The following is a 20,806-nucleotide window of genomic DNA, read 5'->3' as shown; positions in this document are numbered from 1 at the left end:
GCCACGGCGCCGAAGGCGAAATCCTTGGCGATCGGGCGGAGCATCAGGCCAGCCCCAGGGCCGAGACGATCATGTCGATCAGCTTGATGCCCACGAACGGCGCCAGCAGGCCGCCGATGCCGTAGAGCGTCAGGTTGCGCGACAGGAGCTTGCCGGCGCCGATGGCGCGGTACTTCACGCCCTTCAGGGCCAGCGGGATCAGGGCGACGATCACCAGGGCGTTGAAGATCACCGCCGACAGGATCGCGCTCTGCGGGCTGTGCAGGTGCATGACGTTCAGCGCGCCCAGGGCCGGCAGTGAGACCACGAACATCGCCGGGATGATGGCGAAGTACTTGGCCACGTCGTTGGCGATCGAGAAAGTCGTCAGGGCGCCGCGGGTGATCAGCATCTGCTTACCGACCTCGACGATCTCGATGACCTTGGTCGGGTCGCTGTCGAGGTCGACCATGTTGCCGGCCTCGCGAGCGGCCTGGGCGCCGGTCTGCATGGCCACGCCGACATCGGCTTGGGCCAGCGCGGGCGCGTCGTTGGCGCCGTCGCCGCACATGGCCACCAGGCGGCCCTTGCCCTGCTCTTCCCGGATCAAGCGCAGCTTGTCCTCGGGAGTCGCTTCGGCCAGGAAGTCGTCGACGCCGGCTTCCGAGGCGATGGCCGCGGCGGTCACCGGGTTGTCGCCGGTGATCATCACCGTGCGCAGGCCCATGCGGCGCAGGTCGGCGAAGCGTTCCTTCACGCCCGGCTTGACCACGTCCTTCAGGTGAATGACGCCGACCAGGACGCCGTCCTCGCTGACCGCCAGCGGCGTGCCGCCCGAACGGGCGATACGGTCCACGGCGCCGGTCAGCTCGACCGCGACGCTTTTGGGTTCCAGCGCCAACGAGCGATAGACGGCGTCCACCGCGCCCTTGCGCCAGCTCCGGCCGTCATGGTCCAGGCCCGATTGGCGGGTCTGAGCCGTGAACGGGATCGCCGTGGCGCCGGCCGGAGCCTCGACGACCAGACCCTGGTTGCGGGCCAGTTCGATGATCGAGCGGCCTTCCGGGGTCTCGTCGGCCAGCGAGGCCATCAGGGCGGCGCGCATGGCCGCTTCAGGACGCACGCCGGGGGCCGGGATCACTTCGGTAGCCATGCGGTTGCCGAAGGTGATGGTGCCGGTCTTGTCCAGCAGCAGGGTGTCGACGTCGCCGGCGGCTTCCACGGCGCGGCCAGACGTGGCCAGGACGTTGACCTTCAGCAGGCGGTCCATGCCGGCGATGCCGACGGCCGACAGGAGGCCGCCGATGGTCGTCGGAATGAGCGTGATGAACAGCGCGCCCAGCACCAGCGGATCCAGCACCACGCCCGAGAACTTGCCCAGGCCCAGCAGGGTCACGACCGCGATCAGGAAGATCAGGGTCAGGCCCGCCAGCAGTACGGCCAGGGCGATCTCGTTCGGCGTCTTGCGACGGTCCGCGCCCTCGACCATGGCGATCATGCGGTCGAGGAAGGTGTTGCCCGCCTCGGCCGTGACGCGGATCTTCAGCCAGTCGGAGACGATCGTGGTGCCGCCGGTGACGGCCGAGCGGTCGCCGCCGCTCTCGCGGATCACCGGGGCGCTTTCGCCGGTGATGGCCGCCTCGTTGACGCTGGCCATGCCCTCGATGATCTCGCCATCGGTCGGGATGACGTCGCCGGCCTCGACCAGGATCACCTCGCCGACGCCCAGCTTGTGGGCCGGAGTCGGGACATAGGTCCCGGTCTTGTCGTCGACGATCAGCTTGGCCTTGGTGGTCACGCGGGTGGCGCGCAGGCTGTCCGCCGCCGCCTTGCCGCGCCCTTCGGCGACGCTTTCGGCCAGGTTGGCGAACAGCACCGTGGCCCACAGCCAGATCGAGACCTGGATGGCGAAGCCCGCCGCCTGGTGGTTGGCCACTGCCGCGACCGCCGAGACGGTCGACAGCAGAGCCACGATCCAGGTGGCGAAGATCACCGGATTGCCCGTCAGCTTGCGCGGATCGAGCTTGAGGAAGCTGTCCTTGGCCGCGCGGGCCAGGACAGGGCCGGAAAGACCGCCGGCCAAGGCCGGAGCCTTGCGACGGCCGTCGACCGAGGAATGCATATTGATGGCGCTCATGATGTCACCGTTCAGCGAAGGGCCGCGACCGCGCCGAGCGCTTGGAAGTGCTCGACGATCGGTCCCAGCGCCATCGCGGGGAAGAATTGCAGGCCGCCCAGGATCAGGATCACCCCGACCAGGAGGCCGACGAACAGGCCGCCGTCAGTCGGCAGGGTGCCGGCGGTCGGGGCGAGCTTGGGCTTGGCGGCCAGGGCGCCGGCGATGGCCAGCACGACCACGATGGGCAGGAAGCGGCCCATGGCCATCGCGAGAGCCAAGGTGACGTTCCACCAGGGCGCGTTGGCGGTCAGGCCGGCGAAGGCCGAGCCGTTGTTGGCGGTGCCGGAGACGTAGGCGTAGAGGATCTCCGACAGGCCGTGCGGCCCGGCGTGCATCAGGCCCTTCAGCGCCTCGGGCAGCACGGCGGCCAGCGCCGAGAAGCCCAGCATCGACAGCGGGATGACGATCACGGCCAGGATCGAGAACTGGATCTCGCGGGCCTCGATCTTCTTGCCGAGGTACTCCGGCGTGCGGCCGACCATCAGGCCGGCGACGAACACCGACAGCAGGGCCATGACGACCATGATGGCGATGCCCGAGCCGATGCCGCCCGGCAGGATCTCGCCCAGCTGCATCAGGAACATCGCGATGCCGCCGCCCAGGGGCATCAGGCTGGAGTGCATGCCGTTGACCGAGCCGTTCGAGGCGCCGGTCGTGGCGGCGGCCCAGGCGGCGGTGGCGGGCGCGCCGAAGCGGACCTCCTTGCCTTCCATATTGACCGTCGTGTCGACCTTGGCCGCGACCTGAGCGGGCGACGGTTGGGTTTCGGTGGCGTAGATGCCCGCCGCGCCGGCGAACAGCAGCACGAAGGCCGCCATCACCAGGGCGCGGACGTCCTTCTTGGCCATGACCATGCGGCCAAAGGCGAAGAAGGCGGCCCAGCCCAGCACGTTTATCGAGATCGCCGTGATCAGGTTGGTCAGCGGCGTGGGGTTCTCGAACGGGTGCGCCGAGTTGGCGTTGAAGACGCCGCCGCCGTTGATGCCCAGCATCTTGATGGCTTCCTGAGAGGCCACGGCATAGAGCGAGATCTTCTGATCGGCGCCTTCAAGGGTGTGGGCGGTGACGCCGGCCGACAGGGCCTGAGGGATCCCCAAGGCGACCAGCAGCACGGCCACCACGAAGGACAGCGGCAGCAGCACATAGAGCGTGGTGCGGATCAGGTCGGCCCAGAAGTTGCCGACGCCCTCGCCACGATTGGCCAGGAAGGCGCGGGCCAAGGCCGCGGCCACGGTCGCGCCGGTGGCGGCCGAGACGAAGTTCTGCACGGTCAGCACGACCATCTGGCTGAGCGTCGACATGGTCGTCTCGCCCGCATAGCTCTGCCAGTTAGTGTTGGTGACGAAGCTGATCGCCGTGTTGAACGACAGGTGGCCCGACAGGCCAGGAAAGCCCTGCGGGTTCATCGGCAGCACGCCCTGCAAGCGCAGGACGGCGTAGGTGATGGCGAAGCCGACCAGGTTGAAGGCCAGCAGCGCCAGGGCATAGGCATGCCAGCTCTGGCTCTTCTTCGGGTCAACGCCACAGGCGGTGTAGAAAAGGGCCTCTACGGGACGCATCACCGGGTCGAGGAACGTCCGCTCGCCATTCCAGACGCGCGACATGAAAACGCCCAGCGGCCAGCCGATGGCGACCGCCAGGCTCAGGGTCAGGGCGATTTCCGCCCATCCTTGCCAGTTCATTTGAGGAAATCCGTCAGAACTTGTCGGGTCGCATCATCGCGGCGACCATGTAGCCGGCGACCACGATGGCCCCGGCCGCCCACAGCAGGTTCACGAGCATGGTCACACGCGCCTCAGCGCGGCGACGAATGCGCCGAACAGGGCGAACAGGCCCAAGGCCAGCGCCCCATAGAGAAGATCAGCCATAACGGCCTCCTTTGGTGTTGGAGGCCACAGACCATTTTGGAGCGTAAGGGCTCTATGTCGAAGCTGAGCCGCCACATAAGGGCGGCATAAAGATCGGGCGGAGCGCGCCGGCGAAAGTGTGAGCGGTTTCGCCCAGAAGCGCTCCGAAGCTAAGAATTAGGGTTGGCTATGGCCAACCCTGGCTTAAGCGGCGACGCGCGCGTCCAGCTTGGCCAGCTTGATCATGATCCGGTCCAGCGTGGAGCGCTTCACCGGCTTGCCGTCGCGCAGCTTGGTCCAGGTCGTCTCGCTGATCGCGTAGCAGTCGAACAGGTGCTCGCGCGTCACGGCGGGCAGCCGCGATCGCAGACGCTGGAAGACTTCTCGGGAAATGGTGACGGTTTCAGCCATGTGAGGTCTGTCAGTGACGCACGGGAAAGTGACTCTACCGCGTCCCTATGACGGTGTTGTTGGACGAGCTTATTTCAACGCTGTTACGTAAAGCCAAGTTTTAGACAAACTTGGGCGAACTTGCGATCAAGGCGAACATTCACCTCTCTTGCAGGCTCCTTGTCATGACGATCGGCCGGCGACTTTCCGTCGCTCACTCGACCTAAAGCGTAAAGCGCAGGCCATCATAGGCCGCCTCGACGCCGGGCGGTAGTCGGGCCGTCAGGGCGTTGTAGTCCAGGTCGATGTGCAGGTTGGTCAGGATGGCCCGGCGCGGCTTGGCCTTGGCGATCCATTCCAGCGCCAATTCCACGTGGGCGTGGGTCGGATGCGGCGTCCAGCGCAGCGCGTCGACGATCCAGACGTCCAGATCGGCCAGGTCCGCCCAGCTGCCGTCGGGGATCGCCCGCACGTCCGGCGTATAGGCCACACCGCCGAAACGGTAGCCGACGGCGCGGATCTCGCCATGGTCGACGTCGAAGGTGTGGACCGGGATCAAGCCGCTGGGACCGTCGATCTGGAAGTCCTCGCCCAGCGGCGGAATGAGGCGCGGCTCCAGGATCGCCGGATAGCCGCCGCGCGTCTTGAAGATGTACTCGAAACGGGTCAGCAGGCCGTCGTGCGTGGCCTGGTCCATCCAGGTCGGGATGCGCTGGCGCTGATTGAGAAAGAATGGCCGCAGGTCGTCGATGCCGTGGGCCTGGTCAGCGTGATCGTGGGTGAACAGCGCCGCATCGACCCGCTTCACGCCGGCGTGGGCGGTCTGCAGGCGCAGGTCCGGCGAGGTGTCGACGACGACGGTGGTCTCGTGCTGAGGCCCCTGCCCTAGCCGCCGGACGAGCATCGAGCAGCGCGAACGGTGGTTCTTGGGCTCTGCCGGATCACAATCGCCCCAATTGCCGTCGGCGCGCGGAACACCGCCGGACGAGCCGGAGCCCAGGATCGTGAACTCCAGCGGTCCGGTCATGGACGAGGGATCCGGTCAAACAGGTTGAAGAAGGCGTCCTCGGTCCGCTGTTCGGTGTCGGCCCGGCTCCAGCCGCGAATCTCGGCCAGCTTGTCGTAGATATGGGGCAGATATGACGGCTCGTTACGGCGGCCGCGCATCGGCACGGGGGCCAGGTACGGGCAGTCGGTCTCGACGATGATCCGGTCGGCCGGCATGTCGCGGATCACCGCCCGCACGTCCTCGGCCTGCTTGAAGGTCGCGATGCCCGAGACCGAGAACCAGGCGCCCAAGGCGGCGGCTCGCGCGGCCAGCTCGGCCCCGCTGGTGTAGCAGTGCATCAGGATCTTGAAGGCTCCGGCCGCGTGCTCCTCCTCGAGGATCTGCCCCATGACCTCGTCGGCCTCACGGGTGTGGAGCACCAGCGGCAGGCCGCTCTCGCGCGCGGCGACACAGTGCTGGCGGAACACGGCCGCCTGCACGTCGCGCGGCGACAGATCGTAGTGGAAGTCCAGGCCGCATTCGCCGATGCCGATGACGCGCGGACGCTGGGCCAGCTCGACCAGGCGGGCGGCGGTCAGCTCCGGGTCTTCCTTGGACTCGTGCGGGTGGGTGCCGACCGTGCACCAGATATCCGGCTCGGCCATGGCGATGGCGTGCACGGCCTCGAAGGACGAGACCTTGTCACAGATGGTGACCATCAGGGCGATGCCGGCCTCTCGGGCGCGGGCGATGACGGCGTCCTTGTCCTCGGCGAACTGGGGCGCGTGCAGATTCACATGGCTGTCGATGAGCATGCCGCTCAAATCGCCGTCTTGGCCGCCGCGCGCAAGTCCGAGATGACGCTCCAGAAGGCGTCGGCGCGATCCAGGTTCACCGCTTCGACCTCGCCGGAGACGTTGGACAGCCGCTCCCAGGCCGCCGCCCAACGGTCCAGGCCGGGCGATTGCTTGCCGTCGGCGGCCACCTGGGTGGCGAAGATCCGCACCTGATCGGCCAGGCGATCCATCAAGAGCTCGAAGCGCGCCATGCCCTCCGCGCCTCGGAAGGTGTCGGCCATGGCCAGCAGCGCGCCTTCGTCGATCTTGGGCAGGGTCCGCAGGATGTCGTTGGCCGCGTCGTCCATCTCGATGGCCTTGGCGGCGGCCAGTTGCAGGGCCTTGCCCGGCGCGCCGTGGGCCATGCGGGCCAGGCGTTCGGCGTCACGGCCGGAAACGTCGGCCATGCGCTCGACCATCTCGGCGGCGGCCGGAACGCCCGGAGCCGGCACGGCCAGGCGGCGACAGCGCGAGCGGATGGTCGGCAGCAGCTTGCCCGGCGCATGGCTGATCAGCAGGATCACCCCGCGCGCTGGCGGCTCCTCCAGCGTCTTGAGCACTGCGTTGGCGGCGTTGACGTTCAGGTCGTCGGCGGCGTCGATGATCGCCACGCGATAGGGCGAGATGGCCGGCGTCGTCGAGAAGAACTCCGGCAGTTGCCGCGCTTCGTCGACCGGGATCGACTTGCGCGCCTTGCCGTCGTCGGTCAGGCGCTCCAGCACCATCAGGTCGGGGTGCGAGCGGGCGGCGACCTGGCGGCTGACCACGTCGGACGGCGCCGCGCCCAGTAGGCCCAGGCCGGGCTCGGGCCGCGCGCCCAGCAGACGGCGCGCCATGCGGTAGGCCAGGGTCGCCTTGCCGACGCCCTCGGGACCGGTCAACAGCCAGGCATGGTGCAGCCGGCCGCGATCCAGGGCGTCGAGGAACGCGGCCTCGGCGGCCGACTGGCCGTCCAGCTGGTAGACGTCGCGGGGATGGGCCGGCATCGCCTAAAGATCCAGTCGCTGGGCGACCGCCTCGGCGATGGCGGCGGCGACATCGTCAAGCGTGGCGTCGGCGTTGATGACGACGCAGCGCTCAGGCTCCTGGCGAGCGATCTCCAGATAGCCGGCGCGCAGGCGCTGGTGAAACTCGATGCCCTTGGACTCGAAGCGAGCGGCGCCGCCCCGCGCCTCGGCGCGTTGCAGGCCAACCTCGGCCGGCAGGTCCAGGATCAGGGTCAGCACTGGGACCGTGCCGTTCAGCACATGCTCTTCCAGCGAGGCAATCAGGCTGGCCGGCGCGTCGCCGCCCGCGCCTTGGTAGGCCCGGGTGGAATCGGCGAAACGATCGCATAGCACGACCTTGCCCTGCGCCAGCGCCGGGCGGATCACCCGCTCCACGTGGTCGCGGCGAGCGGCGTACATCAGAAGAGTCTCGGTGACCGGCGACCAGCGGTCGGCCGCGCCGTTGACCAGCAGCTCGCGAATGGCCTCGGCGCCGGGGCTGCCGCCCGGTTCGCGAGTGACGACGACGTCATGGCCGGCCGCTTGCAGCCGCTCGGCCAGGCGGCGGATCTGGGTGGACTTTCCAGCCCCCTCCCCGCCTTCGAAACTGATGAAAGAACCCTGGGTCACCCGGCCTCATTCGACCGGTTTCCGAGCTGTGTCTAGGGCCGAAGAACGGTCGCGCCCTGATAGCCCAGCGACTCCACGCGATCGCGCAGGCTCCAGGCCGAGCCCTCGTCCTGGCCGGCGGTCACGGTGACGCGATAGAGCGTGCCGTTGGCCCGCTCGATGGTGTCGATCGCGGCCTGTCCGGTCCCCGAGAGCTGGCGCACGGCCTTTTCAGCGTTCTCACGGCTGGAGAACGAGCCGGCCTGCACGCGATAGGCCGACTTGGCCGCGGCATAGACGCGATCTGGGGGATTGATCTGCGGAGCCGACTGCATGATCGGGGCGCTGGTCTGGGCCCAGTCCGGCTCGGCGCGTGACGGCAGGACCTGGACCCGCTGCGGCGGTTCCTTGATGTCGTCGAAGCTGCGCGGACCGGTTCGCACCGGGGCCGGCGGCGGTGTCGAGGTTCGGGCGTACTGACGCTGCGGATCGAAGACGCTCTTGGACGCCGGGCCGACATATTTCACCCGCACGCGGGCCACGCCCTGGCGATAGTAACCCAGCTGCTGGGCGGCGGCCTTGGACAGGTCGATGACACGATCGCCGACGAACGGCCCGCGGTCGTTGACCCGAACGATCATCTTCTGGCCGGTGTCCAGGTTGGTCACCTCGACCAGGCTGGGCAGCGGCAGAGTCTTATGGGCCGCCGACGGGATGTTCATGTCGAAGAGTTCGCCGTTGGCGGTGCGGCGGTTGTGGAACTGATCGCCGTACCACGAGCCGACGCCCACGACGTTGTAGTCCGGATCGGCCTTCGGATAGTACCAGATCCCGTTGATCTGATAGGGCTTCTCGGTGCCCCGCAGCGCCTTGCCGTCCTTGCCCACCGTCGAGCCCGCGCGCGGCGCCGAGCCTCGCGTGGTGTCGTTGCGGGCCGTGGCCGTGAAACCGGACTTGCCGGTCTCGTACTTGGGCGTCGCGCAGGCCGCCAGGCTCGCCGCCGCTACGGCCATGAGGCCGAGAGTGCGCAAGGTCCGCCAAGCCTGTTGGATACGCTGGTTCATTCCGCTCAAGTGTCCAGACGGGTCCACACCCCTTCCGAGCCCACATCGTCACTCGTTTGTTTTGAAGTCTGGTTAAGGGCGGATCGCGCTGATATAGCCGCCTGCTCCGGGCAGGTGGCCGAGTGGTTTAAGGCAGCGGTCTTGAAAACCGCCGTAGGTGAAAGTCTACCGTGGGTTCGAATCCCACCCTGCCCGCCAGACCTCTAAATCTCAAAAAACCCTTTCAGGACAAGCATGTCGGCGATCTCCACCGCGCTCTATGGCCAGGCCGATCACGACCTGGCGCCGTCCGCGCCGGACGCCGTTCAGCTGTCGCCGTTCATCGTCGGGTCGACGGATCTGGCCTCGGTCGCGGACGAATCCTTTACCGCCGTGACCGTCCGCGCCCCTGCCGGCGCGGTGGAGCGACGATTTGTCCTCGCCCAAGCGTTGCGAATTCTGGCGCCCGGCGGCCGCCTGACCGCCTTCGCCCCCAAGGATCGTGGTGGCCTGCGCCTGAAGAAGGAACTCCAGGCCCTGGGCTGCGAGGTCGGCGAGAGCGCCCGACGTCACAACCGCATCTGCCTGGTCGTCCGCCCGGCCGAGATCACCGGCCTGAAGGAAGCGCTGGCCTCGGGCGCGCCGCGCCGGATCAGCGACGACGGTCTGTGGACTCAGCCCGGGGTGTTCAGCTGGGATCGCCTGGACGCCGGCACCAACGCCCTGCTCCAGGTCCTGCCGCCGTTCGCCGGCGTCGGCGCCGACTTCGGGTCGGGCATCGGCATCCTGGCGCTGAACGTCCTGGCCTCGCCCAAGGTGACCAAGCTGACCCTGGTCGAGCTGGACCATCGGGCCGTCGAGGTCTCCAAGCGCAACGTCACCGATCCGCGCGCCCAGTTCGTCTGGGGCGACGTGCGCCAGATCGAGCTGAAGGACCTGGACTTCATCGTCAGCAACCCGCCGTTCCACGAGGGCGGCGGCGAGGACAAGACGCTGGGCCAGGCCTTCATCACTTCGGCTGCCGCCGCGCTGCGCAAGGGCGGGACCTTGTGGATCGTCGCCAACCGCCACCTGCCGTACGAAGCGATCCTGGGCGAGAGCTTCGCCAAGGTCCGCCTGGTCGGAGAAGGCGCCGGGTACAAGGTCTTCGAGGCCCGCAAGTAATGGCTAAGGCGTTGATGGCCCGGCTGGACCGACTGCTGGCCAATCTGGGCTATGGCAGCCGCAAGGACGTCCAGGCCCTGGTCGCCGCCGGCAAGGTCGTCCTGGACGGCAAGGTCCTGAAGGACGCCGGCGCTCGCATCGCCGTCGACGCCACGCTTCCCGAGCGTATGACGATCCGCGGCGTCGCCATCGATCCGCCGGCGCCGTTGGTGCTGCTGATGCACAAGCCGCTGGGCGTAACCTGCTCGCACAAGGAAGACGGCCAGAAGATCTATGACCTGCTGCCCCGTCGCTGGCAGATCCGGGATCCGGGGCTGTCGACCGTCGGCCGGCTCGACAAGGACACCAGCGGCCTGATCCTGATCACCGACGACGGCGACTTCCTGCATCGGGTGATCTCGCCCAAGCGCCATGTGCCCAAGACGTATCTGGCGACCCTGGATCGGCCGCTGGCCGGTACGGAGGGCGAGATCTTCGCCGCCGGAACGCTGATGCTGGATGGCGAGGAAAAGCCGCTTCTGCCGGCCCAGCTGGACGTCGTCGACGCCAAGACCGCCCGGCTGACGATCACCGAAGGTCGTTATCACCAGGTGCGCCGCATGTTCGCGGCCGTCGGCAATCACGTGGTCACGCTGCACCGCGAGCGGATCGGGGGCCTTGTCCTGCCCGCCGACCTGGAACCGGGCCAGTATCGCATCCTGCCGGCCGCCGAGGCCGAAGGCGTGTTCGATGTCTGAGCCCATCCTGGTCGACGCGCGCGGCCATCACTGCCCCGTTCCGACCCTGAAGCTGCGCAAGGCCCACGAGGCCGCTGCGCCGGGCGCTGAGCTGGTTCTGCTGGCCACCGACCCGATGGCCCGGATCGACGTGCCGCACTTCGCCGGTCAGATCGGCGCTCAGGTGCTGGACATCGCCGACCAGGACGGCGGCGTCATCCGTTTTCGTATTCGGAAGGCGCCTTAAGCGGGATCGCCCGCGGGCCTTCCAACAGGGCTCGCGGCCGCTCATCCAGCGCGATCTCGACCTCGGTGGCCAAGGCTCCGCCGAAGAAGATCGCGTTCACGCTCCACGACAGCCAGATCAGGAAGATGATCACGGCCGAGATCGAGCCGTAGGTCGCGCCCAGGTGGACGATCTTCTCGACGTAGAAGGCGCTGGCCCAGGACATGAACACGCACAGGGCCGCCGCCGCGACGCCGCCCGAGATCGAGGCCCGCCAGCCGACCGCCTCGCGCGACATGGCGTAGCGATAGACCAGGCTCATGCCGACCACGATGCCGAAGCTGGCCCAGGTCCATTCCGACTGGATCCACGACACGCCGGCCAGCGGCCGCAGGTCCAGGGCCGTGCCTAACAGGCGCAACGTCAGAAAAATGCCCGACATCACGAACAACAGGCCAAACGCCGCGATCAGCACGAACAGCGCCATCAGGTTGAAGCCGACGAAGCCGCGCTGGTCTTCTTCGTCGTGGATGAACGACAGCCCCGCCAGTAGCGCCTTGAAGCCGCGATGGGCGGCATAGGCGCCGACGATCAGCACGACGGCGCTCTGCAGGGAAATGGTCTGGCCGGGCGCATGGGCCAGGCGTGAGAACTCGTCCTGGAACATCGAGCGCGCGCCGGAGGGAATCAGTTCGGCCAACCGGTTGGCCTGATGCGCGGCGCTGACGGGCGTCAGGAAGAAGCTGTACAGGCCGATCAGAATCGCCAGGCCCGGGAACACCGCCAGCAGGGCGAAAAACGAGACGCCGCCCACGTACAGCATGACATCGCGGCCCCACAGGCGCGACAAAGCCAGCCCCAGCACACGCAGGATTTCGCGGGCCCAATGGATCGGATCGAGGTCGAGGTCGCGCCAGCGAATATGATGCTGCGGGTCTTGCATCCGGCGGACCATGGCGATGCGAGGTCCCAGAGTCAAAGACGCGCCGCTTGGGAAAAGCGACGCGTCTCCGCAGGATAGTCCTGTGAACCGATCGCCACATCGAGGGACGGATGGCGCAGCGACCGGTCGACACCCGCAAGTTATGACCCGCCGCCTGAACCCAATCTGAACGAACCCGTCAGGTCTCAGAGGGCGCCATTTTCCTTCAAGTCGGTGATCGCCTCGGCCGAGAAACCCCAGTCGGCCAGGGCGTCGTCGTTGTTCGCGCCGATCTTGGGCGGCGGTCCCTGGATGACGCCCGGCGTGACCGAGAAGCGCGGCGCGGGCGCGGGCTGCATGACCCCGGCCACCTCGACGAAGGTTTCGCGGGCGGCGTTGTGGGCGTGCTTGGGCGCCTCGTCCATGGTCAGGACTGGGGCGAAGCAGACGTCGGTGGCGTCCATGATCGCGCACCAGTCGTCGCGGTTCTTCTGCTTGATCACGGCCGCCAGCTTCTGGCGCAGCTCCGGCCACTCCTCGCGGCTCATCTGGTGCTGGAACTGCGGGTCGGTGATGCCGGTCTTCTCCAGCAGCAGCAGATAGAACTGCGGCTCGATCGAGCCGATCGAGATCCACTTGCCGTCGGCGCACTCGTAGGTGTCGTAGAAGTGCGCCCCGCCATCCAGCAGGTTGGTTCGCCGCCCCTCGTTCCACATGCCGCCGGCCTTGAAGCCGTAGAACATGGCCATCAGCGAGGCCGCGCCGTCACTCATGGCGCAGTCGATCACCTGGCCCTGGCCGGTGGAGCGCGCATGGATCACCCCGGCCAACAGGCCAAAGGCCAGATAAAGCGCCCCGCCCCCGAAATCCCCGACCAGGTTCAGCGGCGGCACGGGCTTGTCGCTGGTCCCGATGGCGTCCAACGCCCCGGTGATGGCGATGTAGTTCATGTCGTGGCCGGCGGCCTTGGCGTAGGGCCCCGTCTGGCCCCAGCCGGTCATGCGGCCGTAGACCAGCTTGGGATTGCGCGCCAAGGCGACGTCCGGCCCCAGGCCCAGCCGCTCCATGACCCCCGGCCGGAAGCCTTCGATCAGGCCATCGGCCTGTTCCAGCAGCTTCAGGCAGGTCTTGATCGCTTCGGGGTGCTTCAGGTCCAGCGCCACCGAGCGCCGGCCCCGGGCCGTCACGTCGGCCGGGGAACCCCTGCCCTGGCCCTTGCGGTCGATGCGCACGACGTCCGCGCCCAGGTCCGACAGCAGCATGCCGCAGAACGGTCCCGGACCGATGCCGGCGAACTCGACGATCTTCAGCCCCGAAAGCGGCCCCTGGCCCATGATCTTCTCCCTTTCGGCACTTCGAACGCGGCCGGTTGCGAGCACTAGAACGACCCTGACGTTCGGTCAGGCAAGCCCTTACGGATTCATCCCCCGCCTGCGGCGTTCCGTACCTTTGACCGCACAAAGCCTCTGCTATGTTGCAGCGTCGAATCTCGGCGGTCGTGTGGTGACCGGGCATGCGAGCGTTTGGCCGGAGGCTGGTTTGGCGGTTGACGCCCGGATCCTGATCGTGGCGCGCGACGATGTTCGCGCCGGACCGCTGGCCGAAGGGCTGGACCGGTTGGGCTGGCGCACGATCACCGCTCGCGGTCCTTATGCCGCCCTGGCCGCCCTGGGCGACCTGCCGATCGAGGCGGTCATCGTCGACCTGGCCAGCGCCGGTCCCGAGACCCAGACGCTGGCCCGTCGCCTGAAAGCCGCCGTCGCCCCGCGCCGCCTGCCGGTCATCGCCATCGGCGATCCCGACGGCGACTATCGCAACCAGGCCTTCGACCTGACCCTGTCGCCGCCGCTGCATCCGTCCCAGGCCGCCCTGCGCCTGGAGAGCCTGGTGCGCACCGCAATCGCCGAGGAAGAGTTCGAGCTGCGCCTCGAGACCTTTGGCGAACGCGGCCGTCGCCTGGACCTGCCCGAGAACTCGGAAGTTCCCTTCCGCATCCTGGCCGTCGGCGAGCCGGCCCCGCAGTTTCTGGCCCTGGCCAACGCCCTGCAGAGCAGCGGCGCCGAGGTGGTCGGCGCCTTCACCGCCTATACGGCCTTCGATTACCTGCACGAGCGGGCGTTTGACTCGGTGGTCCTGTGGGCCGGCGACAGCCAGCAGGAAGCCCTGTCGATCGCGGCCGGCATGCGCCGCAACACCCGCCTCTTCCACATCCCGGCCCTGCTGTACCTGAAGGCCGAGAGCTATGTGACCATGTCCGAGGCCTTCCATCGCGGCGTGTCCGACGTGGCCTCGCCCGAGACGCCCGAGACCGAGACCGCCATGCGGGTGATGGAGCTGGCCCGCAGCTTCCGCCGCGGCGAGTCGATCCGCGGCGCGCTGGAGAAGGCCCGCAGCTCGGGCCTGATGGACGCCGCCACCGGCCTCTTCACCCGCGACCTGTTCGCCGCCCACCTGGCGCGCCTGGCCAAGGCCGCCGCCGACCGCGCCCGGCCGCTGTCGATCTGCGTGCTGCGCGTCGCCGACAAGCCCGACACCGTCTGGGCCCGCCAGAACGGCTGGCTGGACCGCGCCATCCCGCAGATTGGCTCAATGGTCGGCCGCCTGGTCCGCGTCGAGGACACGCCCGCCCGCCTGGCCACCGAAGTCTTCGCCCTGGCCCTGCCGGCGACCAACCAGAACGCCGCCCGCGCCGCCGCCGAGCGGATCGCCGCCGTGATCGGCTGCACCGCCTTCGACGCCGGCGAGGACCGTCCGCCGTTCGTCTGCGAGTTCGATATCGGCGTGGCCGAGGTCCAGCGCGGCGAAGGCGCGGTCAAGGCCCTGGAACGCGCCGCCGCCAGCGCCCTGAAGCGCGACGCCAGCTAGAGCTTGGGCGCCGTAACGGCAGCCCCTATATGGAACACGTCCTGTAGCGGACATCGTTCGTAGGAGTGCGCCATGGCCCAGCAACTGCTCATCGACGTCGTCGCCGACGTGGTCTGCCCCTGGTGCTATCTGGGCTGGCGACGCCTGAAGTCGGCCGTGGCCCTGCGTCCCGATGTCGAGGCCCAGCTGATCTGGCGGCCCTATCAGCTGGACCCGACGCTTCCCGAGGAAGGCGTCGACCGCAAGGCCTACATGGCCAACAAGTTCAAGGACCCCGACAAGCTGAAGGCCGTGCACGCGGCCCTGGTCGAGGGCGGCGCCGAGGAAGGCATCGCCTTCAACTTCGAGGCCATCGCCCTGTCGCCCAACACCAACGCCGCCCATCGCCTGATCCGCTGGGCCCTGACGGCCGGCGTGCAGGACCTGGTCGTCGAGGCTCTGTTCAAGGCCTATTTCGAGCGAGGCCTCGACATCGGCGATCCGATCGTGCTGGCCGACATCGCCGAGGCCGCGGGCATGGAGCGGACGGTGGTGCTGCAACTGCTCTCCGAAGGCGCCGACAAGGAGGCCGTGGCCCGCGAACACGCCATGGCCGTCCAGGGCGGCGTGACCGGCGTGCCGTTCGCCATCTTCGCCGGCAAGGTCGCCGTGGTCGGCGCCGAGACCCCGGAACGGATCGTCCAGGCGATCGACCAGGCGCTGGCGACGGTGAACTGAAACAAATCCGTCATTGCGCTTGCCTTTTGCACTGCAACAAGCGCATAAGGCTTCTCGTGAGCCCCCTTCCGTCGCGGAGGGGGCTATTTTCGTTGGAATTCGACCAATAAGCGGTCCGAGGGAAGCGTTACAGGCTTCAGGGGCCCGATTTGGTCATTGGCGCGAGCCGCGCGTTTTTGTGTGCGCGGCCGCAAATGAACTGGACCGAAATGCCCTTCCCCGCCTCCCACCCCGCTCTTGAGCGGGCTCTTGCCGCTCAAGGTTATCTCGAGCCCACCCCCGTCCAGGCCGCCGTGCTGGAAGCCGACGCCGAAGGCCGCGACCTGCTGGTCAGCGCCCAGACCGGCTCGGGCAAGACCGTCGCTTTCGGCCTAGCCGCCGCCCCCACCTTGCTGGGTAAGGAAGAGATCTTCGGCCGCGCCGCCGCGCCGCTGTGCCTGGTCATCGCCCCGACCCGCGAACTGGCCATCCAGGTCAATCGTGAGCTGACCTGGCTGTACGCCGAGGCCAAGGCCGTGGTGGTCAACTGCGTCGGCGGCATGGACGCTCGCCGCGAGCAGCGCGCCCTGAACTACGGCGCCCACATCGTCGTCGGCACCCCGGGCCGCCTGCGCGACCACATCGAGCGCGGTCACCTGGACCTGTCGGAGCTGAAGGTCGCCGTCCTCGACGAGGCCGACGAGATGCTCGACATGGGCTTCCGCGAGGACCTGGAATTCATCCTCGACGCTGCCCCGGCCGAGCGCCGCACCCTGCTGTTCTCGGCCACCCTGGCGCGCGAGATCGTGCAGCTGGCCAAGAGCTACCAGAACGACGCCATCCGCATCGACACGATCGGCCGCAACGAACCGCACCGCGACATCGAATACCGCGCCGTCCGCGTCGCGCCGAACGAGGTCGAGCACGCGGTCGTCAATCTGCTGCGCTATTTCGAAAGCCCCGGCGCGCTGGTGTTCGCCAACACCCGTGAAAGCGTCCGCTCGCTGCACTCCAAGCTGCGCGAGCGCGGCTTCGCCGTCGTCGGCCTGTCGGGCGAGCTGTCGCAACGCGAACGCGCCGACGCCCTGCAGGCCCTGCGCGACGGCCACGCCCGCGTCTGCGTCGCCACCGACGTCGCCGCGCGCGGTCTCGACCTGCCCGACCTCGGCCTGGTCATCCACGCCGAACTGCCGGTCAACAAAGCCACCCTGCTGCACCGCTCGGGCCGCACGGGCCGTGCGGGCAAGAAGGGCGTCAGCGCCCTGGTCGTCCCCTACACCCGTCGTCGCAAGGCCGAGCAGCTGCTGATGGCCGCCGGCGTCGAAGGCCAGTGGGGCGGCGCCCCGACGGCCGACGAGATCCGCGTCAAAGACACCGAGCGCTTGCTGGACGATCCGATCTTCTCGGAAGCCGCCAACGAGGATGACGCCGGCCTGGTCGCCGCCATGCTGGAAAAGCGCACGCCGGAAGAGCTGGCCTCGGCCCTGATCCGCGCCCGCCGCGCCAAGCTGCCGGCTCCGGAAGAAATCTATGACGACCCGCGCCACGGCGCCGATCCGGGGCCGCGCAGCCGCGAGCCGCGTGAACCTCGTGAATTCGGTGGCGATCGCGACTTTGGCGATCGTCCGGAACGCGTCAGCATGGACGGTTCGGAGTGGTTCCGCCTCAACACCGGTCGCCGCAACAACGCCGACCCCAAGTGGCTGATCCCGCTGATCTGCCGCCTGGGCCACATCACCAAGAAGGACATCGGGTCGATCCGGATCTTCGACTACGACACCAAGTTCGAGATCTCGGCCGAAGCGGCCGTGAAGTTCGGCGCGGCGGTCCAGCAGACGGTGCGCGAAGACGTCACGATCACCCCGACGGCGGCCCCGGCCGCTCGTGAAGCCGGTCCGCGTCGTGAATTCACCCCGCGTCCGCCGCGCGGCGACAACGATGGTCCGCGCGAGTTCAAGCCGCGCCCGCCGCGTGAAGATCGTCCCTACAGCCCCCGCGCCAATGCGCCGGGCTCGCGCGATCACACGCCGCGTCCGTCCAGCTACGGCGACGACGGTGTCAGCAACGCCAAGCCTTACGGCAGTGGCGAAGAGCCCAAGGCCGACTACAAGCCGCGTCGCGCCCCGCGTGACAACGACGCGCCGCGTGACTTCAAGCCGCGTGATGAGGCCCCGCGTCCGTACTCGCCGCAGGACTCCGAAGGCGCTCCCAAGCGCGCCTTCAAGCCGCGCCACGAGGCCGGCGCCGACGCGCCGCGCGAGTTCAAGCCGCGTGCGCCGCGCGCCGATGGCGACGGTCCGAAGAAGCCTTTCAAGAAGGCCTTCGCCGACAACGCCGCTGGTCCCAAGCCCTATTCGAAGCCCTATGCCGGCAAGCGCGACGACGCCGGTCCCGGCAAGCCGTTCAAGGGTCCCAAGCCCTTCAAGGCCAAGAGCTTCGACGCCAAGCCCGGCGGCAAGCCGGCCGGTAAGCCGTTCAAGAAGAAGTAGATGACGAAGAGCCCCTCCCTCACCGGAGGGGCTTTTTTTCTTAGGCCTCTTGCCCCGCCGACCAGCCGGACGCCCAGGCCCACTGGAAGTTATAGCCGCCCAGCCAGCCGGTGACGTCGACCACCTCGCCGATGAAATAGAGCCCCGGCACGGCCTTGGCCTCCAGGCTGCGTGAGTCCAGGGCGTCGGTGTCGACCCCGCCCAGCGTCACTTCCGCCGTGCGATAGCCTTCCGAGCCCACGGGCTTGAAGGTCCAGGCGTTGACCGCGGCGGCCAGCGGAACCAGCACCTTGTCCGAGCAGTCGGCGATGTTGCCCTTGCCCGGCGCGACCTCGTCCGCGATCAGCTGCGCGACACGCTTGGGCAGCAGGGTCGACAGCACCGTCGCCACGGCCTGGCGCGGCGTGGCCGTGCGGGCGGCCTTCAGCGCCGCCAGGGCGTCGACGCCGGGGGCCATGTCGACCCGGATCTCGTCGCCCTCGCGCCAGTAGGACGAGATCTGCAGGATCGAGGGGCCCGACAGGCCCCGGTGGGTGAACAGCATGCCTTCGCGGAACTTGGTCTTGCCGTGGGCGACCACGGCGTCCAAGGCCACGCCCGACAGCGGCGTCAGGCGCGCCAGCATGCCGGCCTCGAAGGTCAGCGGGACGAGCGCCGGCCGGGTCTCGATGATGTTGAGCCCGAACTGCTTGGCGATGTCGTAGCCCAGGCCCGTCGCGCCCATCTTCGGGATCGACTTGCCGCCGCTGGCCACCACGAGCGAGGCGCACTGGACCTTGCCGGATGACAGCGAGACCTCGAAGCCGGCCTCGGTCTTGGCGACCTTCTCCACACCGGTCTCCAGCCGCAGCTCGACGCCGGCGGTCTTCATCTCGGTCAGCAGCATGGTGATGATCTGCATGGCCGAGCCGTCGCAGAACAGCTGGCCGAGGGTCTTCTCGTGGTAGGCGATGCCGTACCGCTCGACCAGGGCGATGAAGTCCTTGGGCCGATAACGGCGCAGGGCCGACAGCGCGAACTTCGGGTTGGCCGATAGGAAGTTATGGATCGACGCGCCGGTGTTGGTGAAGTTGCACCGGCCGCCGCCGCTGATGCGGATCTTCTCGCCGGGGGCCTTGGCGTGGTCGATCACCAGCACCGAGCGCCCGCGCTTGCCGGCCTCGATGGCGCACATCATGCCGGCCGCGCCCGCGCCGATCACCAAGACGTCGAAATTTTCCAAGATCACCTACCTCAACTCCGGTCCCTTCGACCGGAGCGAGGCGGCGGAGTCAATCAACCCGCGCGGCGATAGCCCGGACGCGAGGCGGCCTGCGGGCGTTGGGCCGCTTGGCTGACCTTGAAGCGGCCGACCATCTGCACCAGCCCGCCGATGTCGTTCTTCAGCGAGTGGCTGACAGCGGTAGCCTGCTCGACCATGGCGGCGTTCTGCTGCACGCCCTGGTCCATCTGGTTGACGGCGGTGTTGACCTCGTTGAGGCCGCGGGCCTGTTCCTGGGCCGAGCCGGCCAGTTCCGACACCAGGGCGTCGATCTCGCCGACCTTCAGCACGATGCCGTCCAGGGCCTCGCCGGTCTGGCCGACCAGGCGCACGCCTTCGTCGACCTGCGCGGTCGAGGCGCTGATCAGGCCCTTGATCTCCTTGGCCGCCTCGGCCGAGCGCTGGGCCAGGGCCCGGACTTCCTGGGCGACGACCGCGAAGCCCTTGCCGCTTTCGCCGGCGCGCGCGGCTTCGACGCCCGCGTTCAGGGCCAACAGGTTGGTCTGGAAGGCGATCTCGTCGATCACGCCGACGATGTTGCCGATCTTGGCCGAGGACTGCTCGATGCCGGTCATGGCCGCCACGGCGCCGCGCACGACATTGCCGGACTTCTCGGCGTCCGAACGGGTCGAGGTGACCACGCGGCTGGCCTCGCCGGCGCCCTGCGAGGCGCGACGGACGGTGGCGGTGATCTCGTCGAGGGCCGCGGCGGTCTCTTCCAGGCTGGCGGCCTGCTGCTCGCTGCGGCGGGCGGTGTTGTCGGCGGCGGCGGCGATCTCGTCGGCGCTGGAACCGACCGCGCCGACCACGCCGACAATGCCGCTCATGGCCTCGTCCAGTTGGACGATAGCGCCGTTGAAGTCGTTGCGAATGGCTTCGTAGCCCGCCGGGAAGGCGTCGTTGATACGCACGGTCAAGTCGCCGTTCGACAGGCGCGACAGGGCGGCGGCCAGGCTGTCCATGACGAAGGCCTGCTCACGGGCGGCGGCCGACGAGGCTTGCTCATTGCGGGTCCGCTCGCTCTCGCTGGCGGCTGAGATCCGGGCCTGCTCGGCTTCCGACGAGCGCAGGGCCACGGCGTTGTCCTTGAACACTTGGACGGCGCGGGCCATCAGCCCGACCTCGTCCTTGCGACCGGCGCCAACCACCTCGACGTTCAGCTGGCCGGCGGCCAGGTCGGTCATGCTACGCGACAGCGAGCGCACCGGGCGCGAGATCTTCACCGAGCCGATATAGAGCGCGAAGCCCATGCCGCAGGCGGCCGCGCCCAGGCCGAACAGCAGGGTCAGCCACGAGCCGGCGGCGGCCGACTTGCTGGCGCTGGCGACCATGGCCGCCGTCTCCTTGTTATAGACGTCGCCCCAGGCCTTGCCTTCCTTGGCCATGGCGTCGATGGCCGGATCGACCTTGGCCAGGCCGCTGACCGCGCCGGCGTCGTCGTTCTTCAAAGCCAGGTCGGCGGCCGAGCGGGCGTCGGCATAGGCCGCGTCCAGCTTGGTCTTCATGCCAGCCGTATAGTCGGCCGTCTTGGGATCGGCGGCGGTGATCTTGTCGAGACTTTCCGCGCCCTCGGCATAGACCTTGTCCAGCTCCTTGGAAGCGGAGGCGGC

General features: G+C 68.4%; 18 protein-coding genes and 1 tRNA gene. 7 read left to right on the top strand and 12 right to left on the bottom strand.

The features are described from left to right. Positions 1-43: 43 nt before the first annotated feature. The 8 genes from kdpB to AC1RRR_RS03645 form a co-directional block, all read right to left on the bottom strand. On the bottom strand, positions 44-2,101 hold the full coding sequence (gene kdpB, locus AC1RRR_RS03680; RefSeq protein WP_492811759.1) for a potassium-transporting ATPase subunit KdpB: 2,058 nt from the start codon (positions 2,099-2,101) through the stop codon (positions 44-46). A gap of 26 nt (positions 2,102-2,127) precedes the next feature. Then, positions 2,128-3,840: a potassium-transporting ATPase subunit KdpA gene (kdpA, locus tag AC1RRR_RS03675; protein WP_492810646.1), complete on the bottom strand. Its 1,713-nt coding sequence runs from the start codon at positions 3,838-3,840 to the stop codon at positions 2,128-2,130. A gap of 369 nt (positions 3,841-4,209) precedes the next feature. Further along, positions 4,210-4,416, bottom strand: a complete 207-nt coding sequence (locus AC1RRR_RS03670; protein WP_295110465.1) for a hypothetical protein — start codon at positions 4,414-4,416, stop codon at positions 4,210-4,212. Between the two features lie 202 nt (positions 4,417-4,618). Beyond that, positions 4,619-5,422: an MBL fold metallo-hydrolase gene (locus AC1RRR_RS03665; protein WP_492810644.1), complete on the bottom strand. Its 804-nt coding sequence runs from the start codon at positions 5,420-5,422 to the stop codon at positions 4,619-4,621. Continuing rightward, on the bottom strand, positions 5,419-6,207 hold the full coding sequence (locus AC1RRR_RS03660; RefSeq protein WP_492810643.1) for a TatD family hydrolase: 789 nt from the start codon (positions 6,205-6,207) through the stop codon (positions 5,419-5,421). Before AC1RRR_RS03660 ends, AC1RRR_RS03665 begins: the two co-directional genes overlap by 4 nt. After that, the gene (locus AC1RRR_RS03655; RefSeq protein ID WP_492810642.1) at positions 6,204-7,205 is read right to left on the bottom strand and encodes a DNA polymerase III subunit delta'; all 1,002 of its coding nucleotides are present in this window, start codon (positions 7,203-7,205) and stop codon (positions 6,204-6,206) included. The genes AC1RRR_RS03660 and AC1RRR_RS03655 overlap by 4 nt, the downstream gene beginning before the upstream one ends. Positions 7,206-7,208: 3 nt before the next feature. After that, positions 7,209-7,835 carry a dTMP kinase gene (gene tmk / locus AC1RRR_RS03650; RefSeq protein WP_492810640.1) on the bottom strand — a complete coding sequence of 209 codons (627 nt, stop codon included), beginning with the start codon at positions 7,833-7,835 and terminating at the stop codon, positions 7,209-7,211. Positions 7,836-7,867: 32 nt separating this feature from the next. Continuing rightward, positions 7,868-8,878 (bottom strand): septal ring lytic transglycosylase RlpA family protein, encoded by a 1,011-nt coding sequence (locus AC1RRR_RS03645; protein ID WP_492810638.1) that lies wholly within the window; start codon positions 8,876-8,878, stop codon positions 7,868-7,870. Positions 8,879-8,986: 108 nt separating this feature from the next. Here AC1RRR_RS03645 and AC1RRR_RS03640 point away from each other — a divergent pair. The 4 genes from AC1RRR_RS03640 (at position 8,987) to AC1RRR_RS03625 (ending at position 10,984) form a co-directional block, all read left to right on the top strand. Next, positions 8,987-9,076 (top strand) — tRNA-Ser (locus AC1RRR_RS03640). Positions 9,077-9,112: 36 nt separating this feature from the next. Further along, positions 9,113-10,021 carry a class I SAM-dependent methyltransferase gene (locus AC1RRR_RS03635; protein WP_492810636.1) on the top strand — a complete coding sequence of 303 codons (909 nt, stop codon included), beginning with the start codon at positions 9,113-9,115 and terminating at the stop codon, positions 10,019-10,021. After that, on the top strand, positions 10,021-10,758 hold the full coding sequence (locus tag AC1RRR_RS03630; RefSeq protein WP_492810634.1) for a pseudouridine synthase: 738 nt from the start codon (positions 10,021-10,023) through the stop codon (positions 10,756-10,758). Before AC1RRR_RS03635 ends, AC1RRR_RS03630 begins: the two co-directional genes overlap by 1 nt. Then, the gene (locus AC1RRR_RS03625) at positions 10,751-10,984 is read left to right on the top strand and encodes a sulfurtransferase TusA family protein (RefSeq protein WP_492810633.1); all 234 of its coding nucleotides are present in this window, start codon (positions 10,751-10,753) and stop codon (positions 10,982-10,984) included. The genes AC1RRR_RS03630 and AC1RRR_RS03625 overlap by 8 nt, the downstream gene beginning before the upstream one ends. Here AC1RRR_RS03625 and AC1RRR_RS03620 read toward each other — a convergent pair. Together AC1RRR_RS03620 and AC1RRR_RS03615 are read right to left on the bottom strand one after the other, a co-directional pair. Continuing rightward, positions 10,953-11,918 (bottom strand): YihY/virulence factor BrkB family protein, encoded by a 966-nt coding sequence (locus AC1RRR_RS03620; RefSeq protein ID WP_492811757.1) that lies wholly within the window; start codon positions 11,916-11,918, stop codon positions 10,953-10,955. The two genes, AC1RRR_RS03625 and AC1RRR_RS03620, sit on opposite strands and share 32 nt — an antisense overlap. A 173-nt stretch (positions 11,919-12,091) precedes the next feature. Then, complete coding sequence (locus AC1RRR_RS03615; RefSeq protein WP_492810631.1) at positions 12,092-13,219, bottom strand: CaiB/BaiF CoA transferase family protein; 1,128 nt, start codon at positions 13,217-13,219, stop codon at positions 12,092-12,094. Between the two features lie 205 nt (positions 13,220-13,424). Between AC1RRR_RS03615 and AC1RRR_RS03610 the strand changes: the two genes are divergently transcribed. The 3 genes from AC1RRR_RS03610 (at position 13,425) to AC1RRR_RS03600 (ending at position 17,935) form a co-directional block, all read left to right on the top strand. Then, positions 13,425-14,750 carry a diguanylate cyclase domain-containing protein gene (locus AC1RRR_RS03610; RefSeq protein WP_492810630.1) on the top strand — a complete coding sequence of 442 codons (1,326 nt, stop codon included), beginning with the start codon at positions 13,425-13,427 and terminating at the stop codon, positions 14,748-14,750. 72 nt (positions 14,751-14,822) lie between these two features. Further along, the gene (locus AC1RRR_RS03605; protein WP_492810629.1) at positions 14,823-15,467 is read left to right on the top strand and encodes a DsbA family oxidoreductase; all 645 of its coding nucleotides are present in this window, start codon (positions 14,823-14,825) and stop codon (positions 15,465-15,467) included. Positions 15,468-15,676: 209 nt separating this feature from the next. Then, positions 15,677-17,935: a DEAD/DEAH box helicase gene (locus tag AC1RRR_RS03600; RefSeq protein ID WP_492811755.1), complete on the top strand. Its 2,259-nt coding sequence runs from the start codon at positions 15,677-15,679 to the stop codon at positions 17,933-17,935. A gap of 40 nt (positions 17,936-17,975) precedes the next feature. Here AC1RRR_RS03600 and AC1RRR_RS03595 read toward each other — a convergent pair whose 3' ends face one another. Both AC1RRR_RS03595 and AC1RRR_RS03590 read right to left on the bottom strand, forming a co-directional pair. After that, a complete protein-coding gene (locus tag AC1RRR_RS03595) occupies positions 17,976-19,157 on the bottom strand; it encodes a BaiN/RdsA family NAD(P)/FAD-dependent oxidoreductase (protein ID WP_492811753.1) in 1,182 nt (393 codons plus the stop codon). A 53-nt stretch (positions 19,158-19,210) separates the two neighbouring features. Further along, positions 19,211-20,581 carry a methyl-accepting chemotaxis protein gene (locus AC1RRR_RS03590; RefSeq protein WP_492811751.1) on the bottom strand — a complete coding sequence of 457 codons (1,371 nt, stop codon included), beginning with the start codon at positions 20,579-20,581 and terminating at the stop codon, positions 19,211-19,213. Between the last annotated feature and the right edge of the window lie 225 nt (positions 20,582-20,806).

This window comes from Caulobacter sp. GW821-FHT12D05 (assembly GCF_058807295.1).
This window is presented reverse-complemented; position numbering and strand designations above follow the sequence as displayed.

Coding starts and splice junctions, on each gene's coding strand:
- kdpB (WP_492811759.1), bottom strand. CDS start 2,101: ATGCATTCCTCGGTCGACGGCCGTCGCAAGGCTCCGGCCTTGGCCGGC.
- kdpA (WP_492810646.1), bottom strand. CDS start 3,840: ATGAACTGGCAAGGATGGGCGGAAATCGCCCTGACCCTGAGCCTGGCG.
- AC1RRR_RS03670 (WP_295110465.1), bottom strand. CDS start 4,416: ATGGCTGAAACCGTCACCATTTCCCGAGAAGTCTTCCAGCGTCTGCGA.
- AC1RRR_RS03665 (WP_492810644.1), bottom strand. CDS start 5,422: ATGACCGGACCGCTGGAGTTCACGATCCTGGGCTCCGGCTCGTCCGGC.
- AC1RRR_RS03655 (WP_492810642.1), bottom strand. CDS start 7,205: ATGCCGGCCCATCCCCGCGACGTCTACCAGCTGGACGGCCAGTCGGCC.
- AC1RRR_RS03645 (WP_492810638.1), bottom strand. CDS start 8,878: ATGAACCAGCGTATCCAACAGGCTTGGCGGACCTTGCGCACTCTCGGC.
- AC1RRR_RS03635 (WP_492810636.1), top strand. CDS start 9,113: ATGTCGGCGATCTCCACCGCGCTCTATGGCCAGGCCGATCACGACCTG.
- AC1RRR_RS03630 (WP_492810634.1), top strand. CDS start 10,021: ATGGCTAAGGCGTTGATGGCCCGGCTGGACCGACTGCTGGCCAATCTG.
- AC1RRR_RS03625 (WP_492810633.1), top strand. CDS start 10,751: ATGTCTGAGCCCATCCTGGTCGACGCGCGCGGCCATCACTGCCCCGTT.
- AC1RRR_RS03620 (WP_492811757.1), bottom strand. CDS start 11,918: ATGGTCCGCCGGATGCAAGACCCGCAGCATCATATTCGCTGGCGCGAC.
- AC1RRR_RS03615 (WP_492810631.1), bottom strand. CDS start 13,219: ATGGGCCAGGGGCCGCTTTCGGGGCTGAAGATCGTCGAGTTCGCCGGC.
- AC1RRR_RS03605 (WP_492810629.1), top strand. CDS start 14,823: ATGGCCCAGCAACTGCTCATCGACGTCGTCGCCGACGTGGTCTGCCCC.
- AC1RRR_RS03600 (WP_492811755.1), top strand. CDS start 15,677: ATGCCCTTCCCCGCCTCCCACCCCGCTCTTGAGCGGGCTCTTGCCGCT.
- AC1RRR_RS03590 (WP_492811751.1), bottom strand. CDS start 20,581: ATGGCCAAGGAAGGCAAGGCCTGGGGCGACGTCTATAACAAGGAGACG.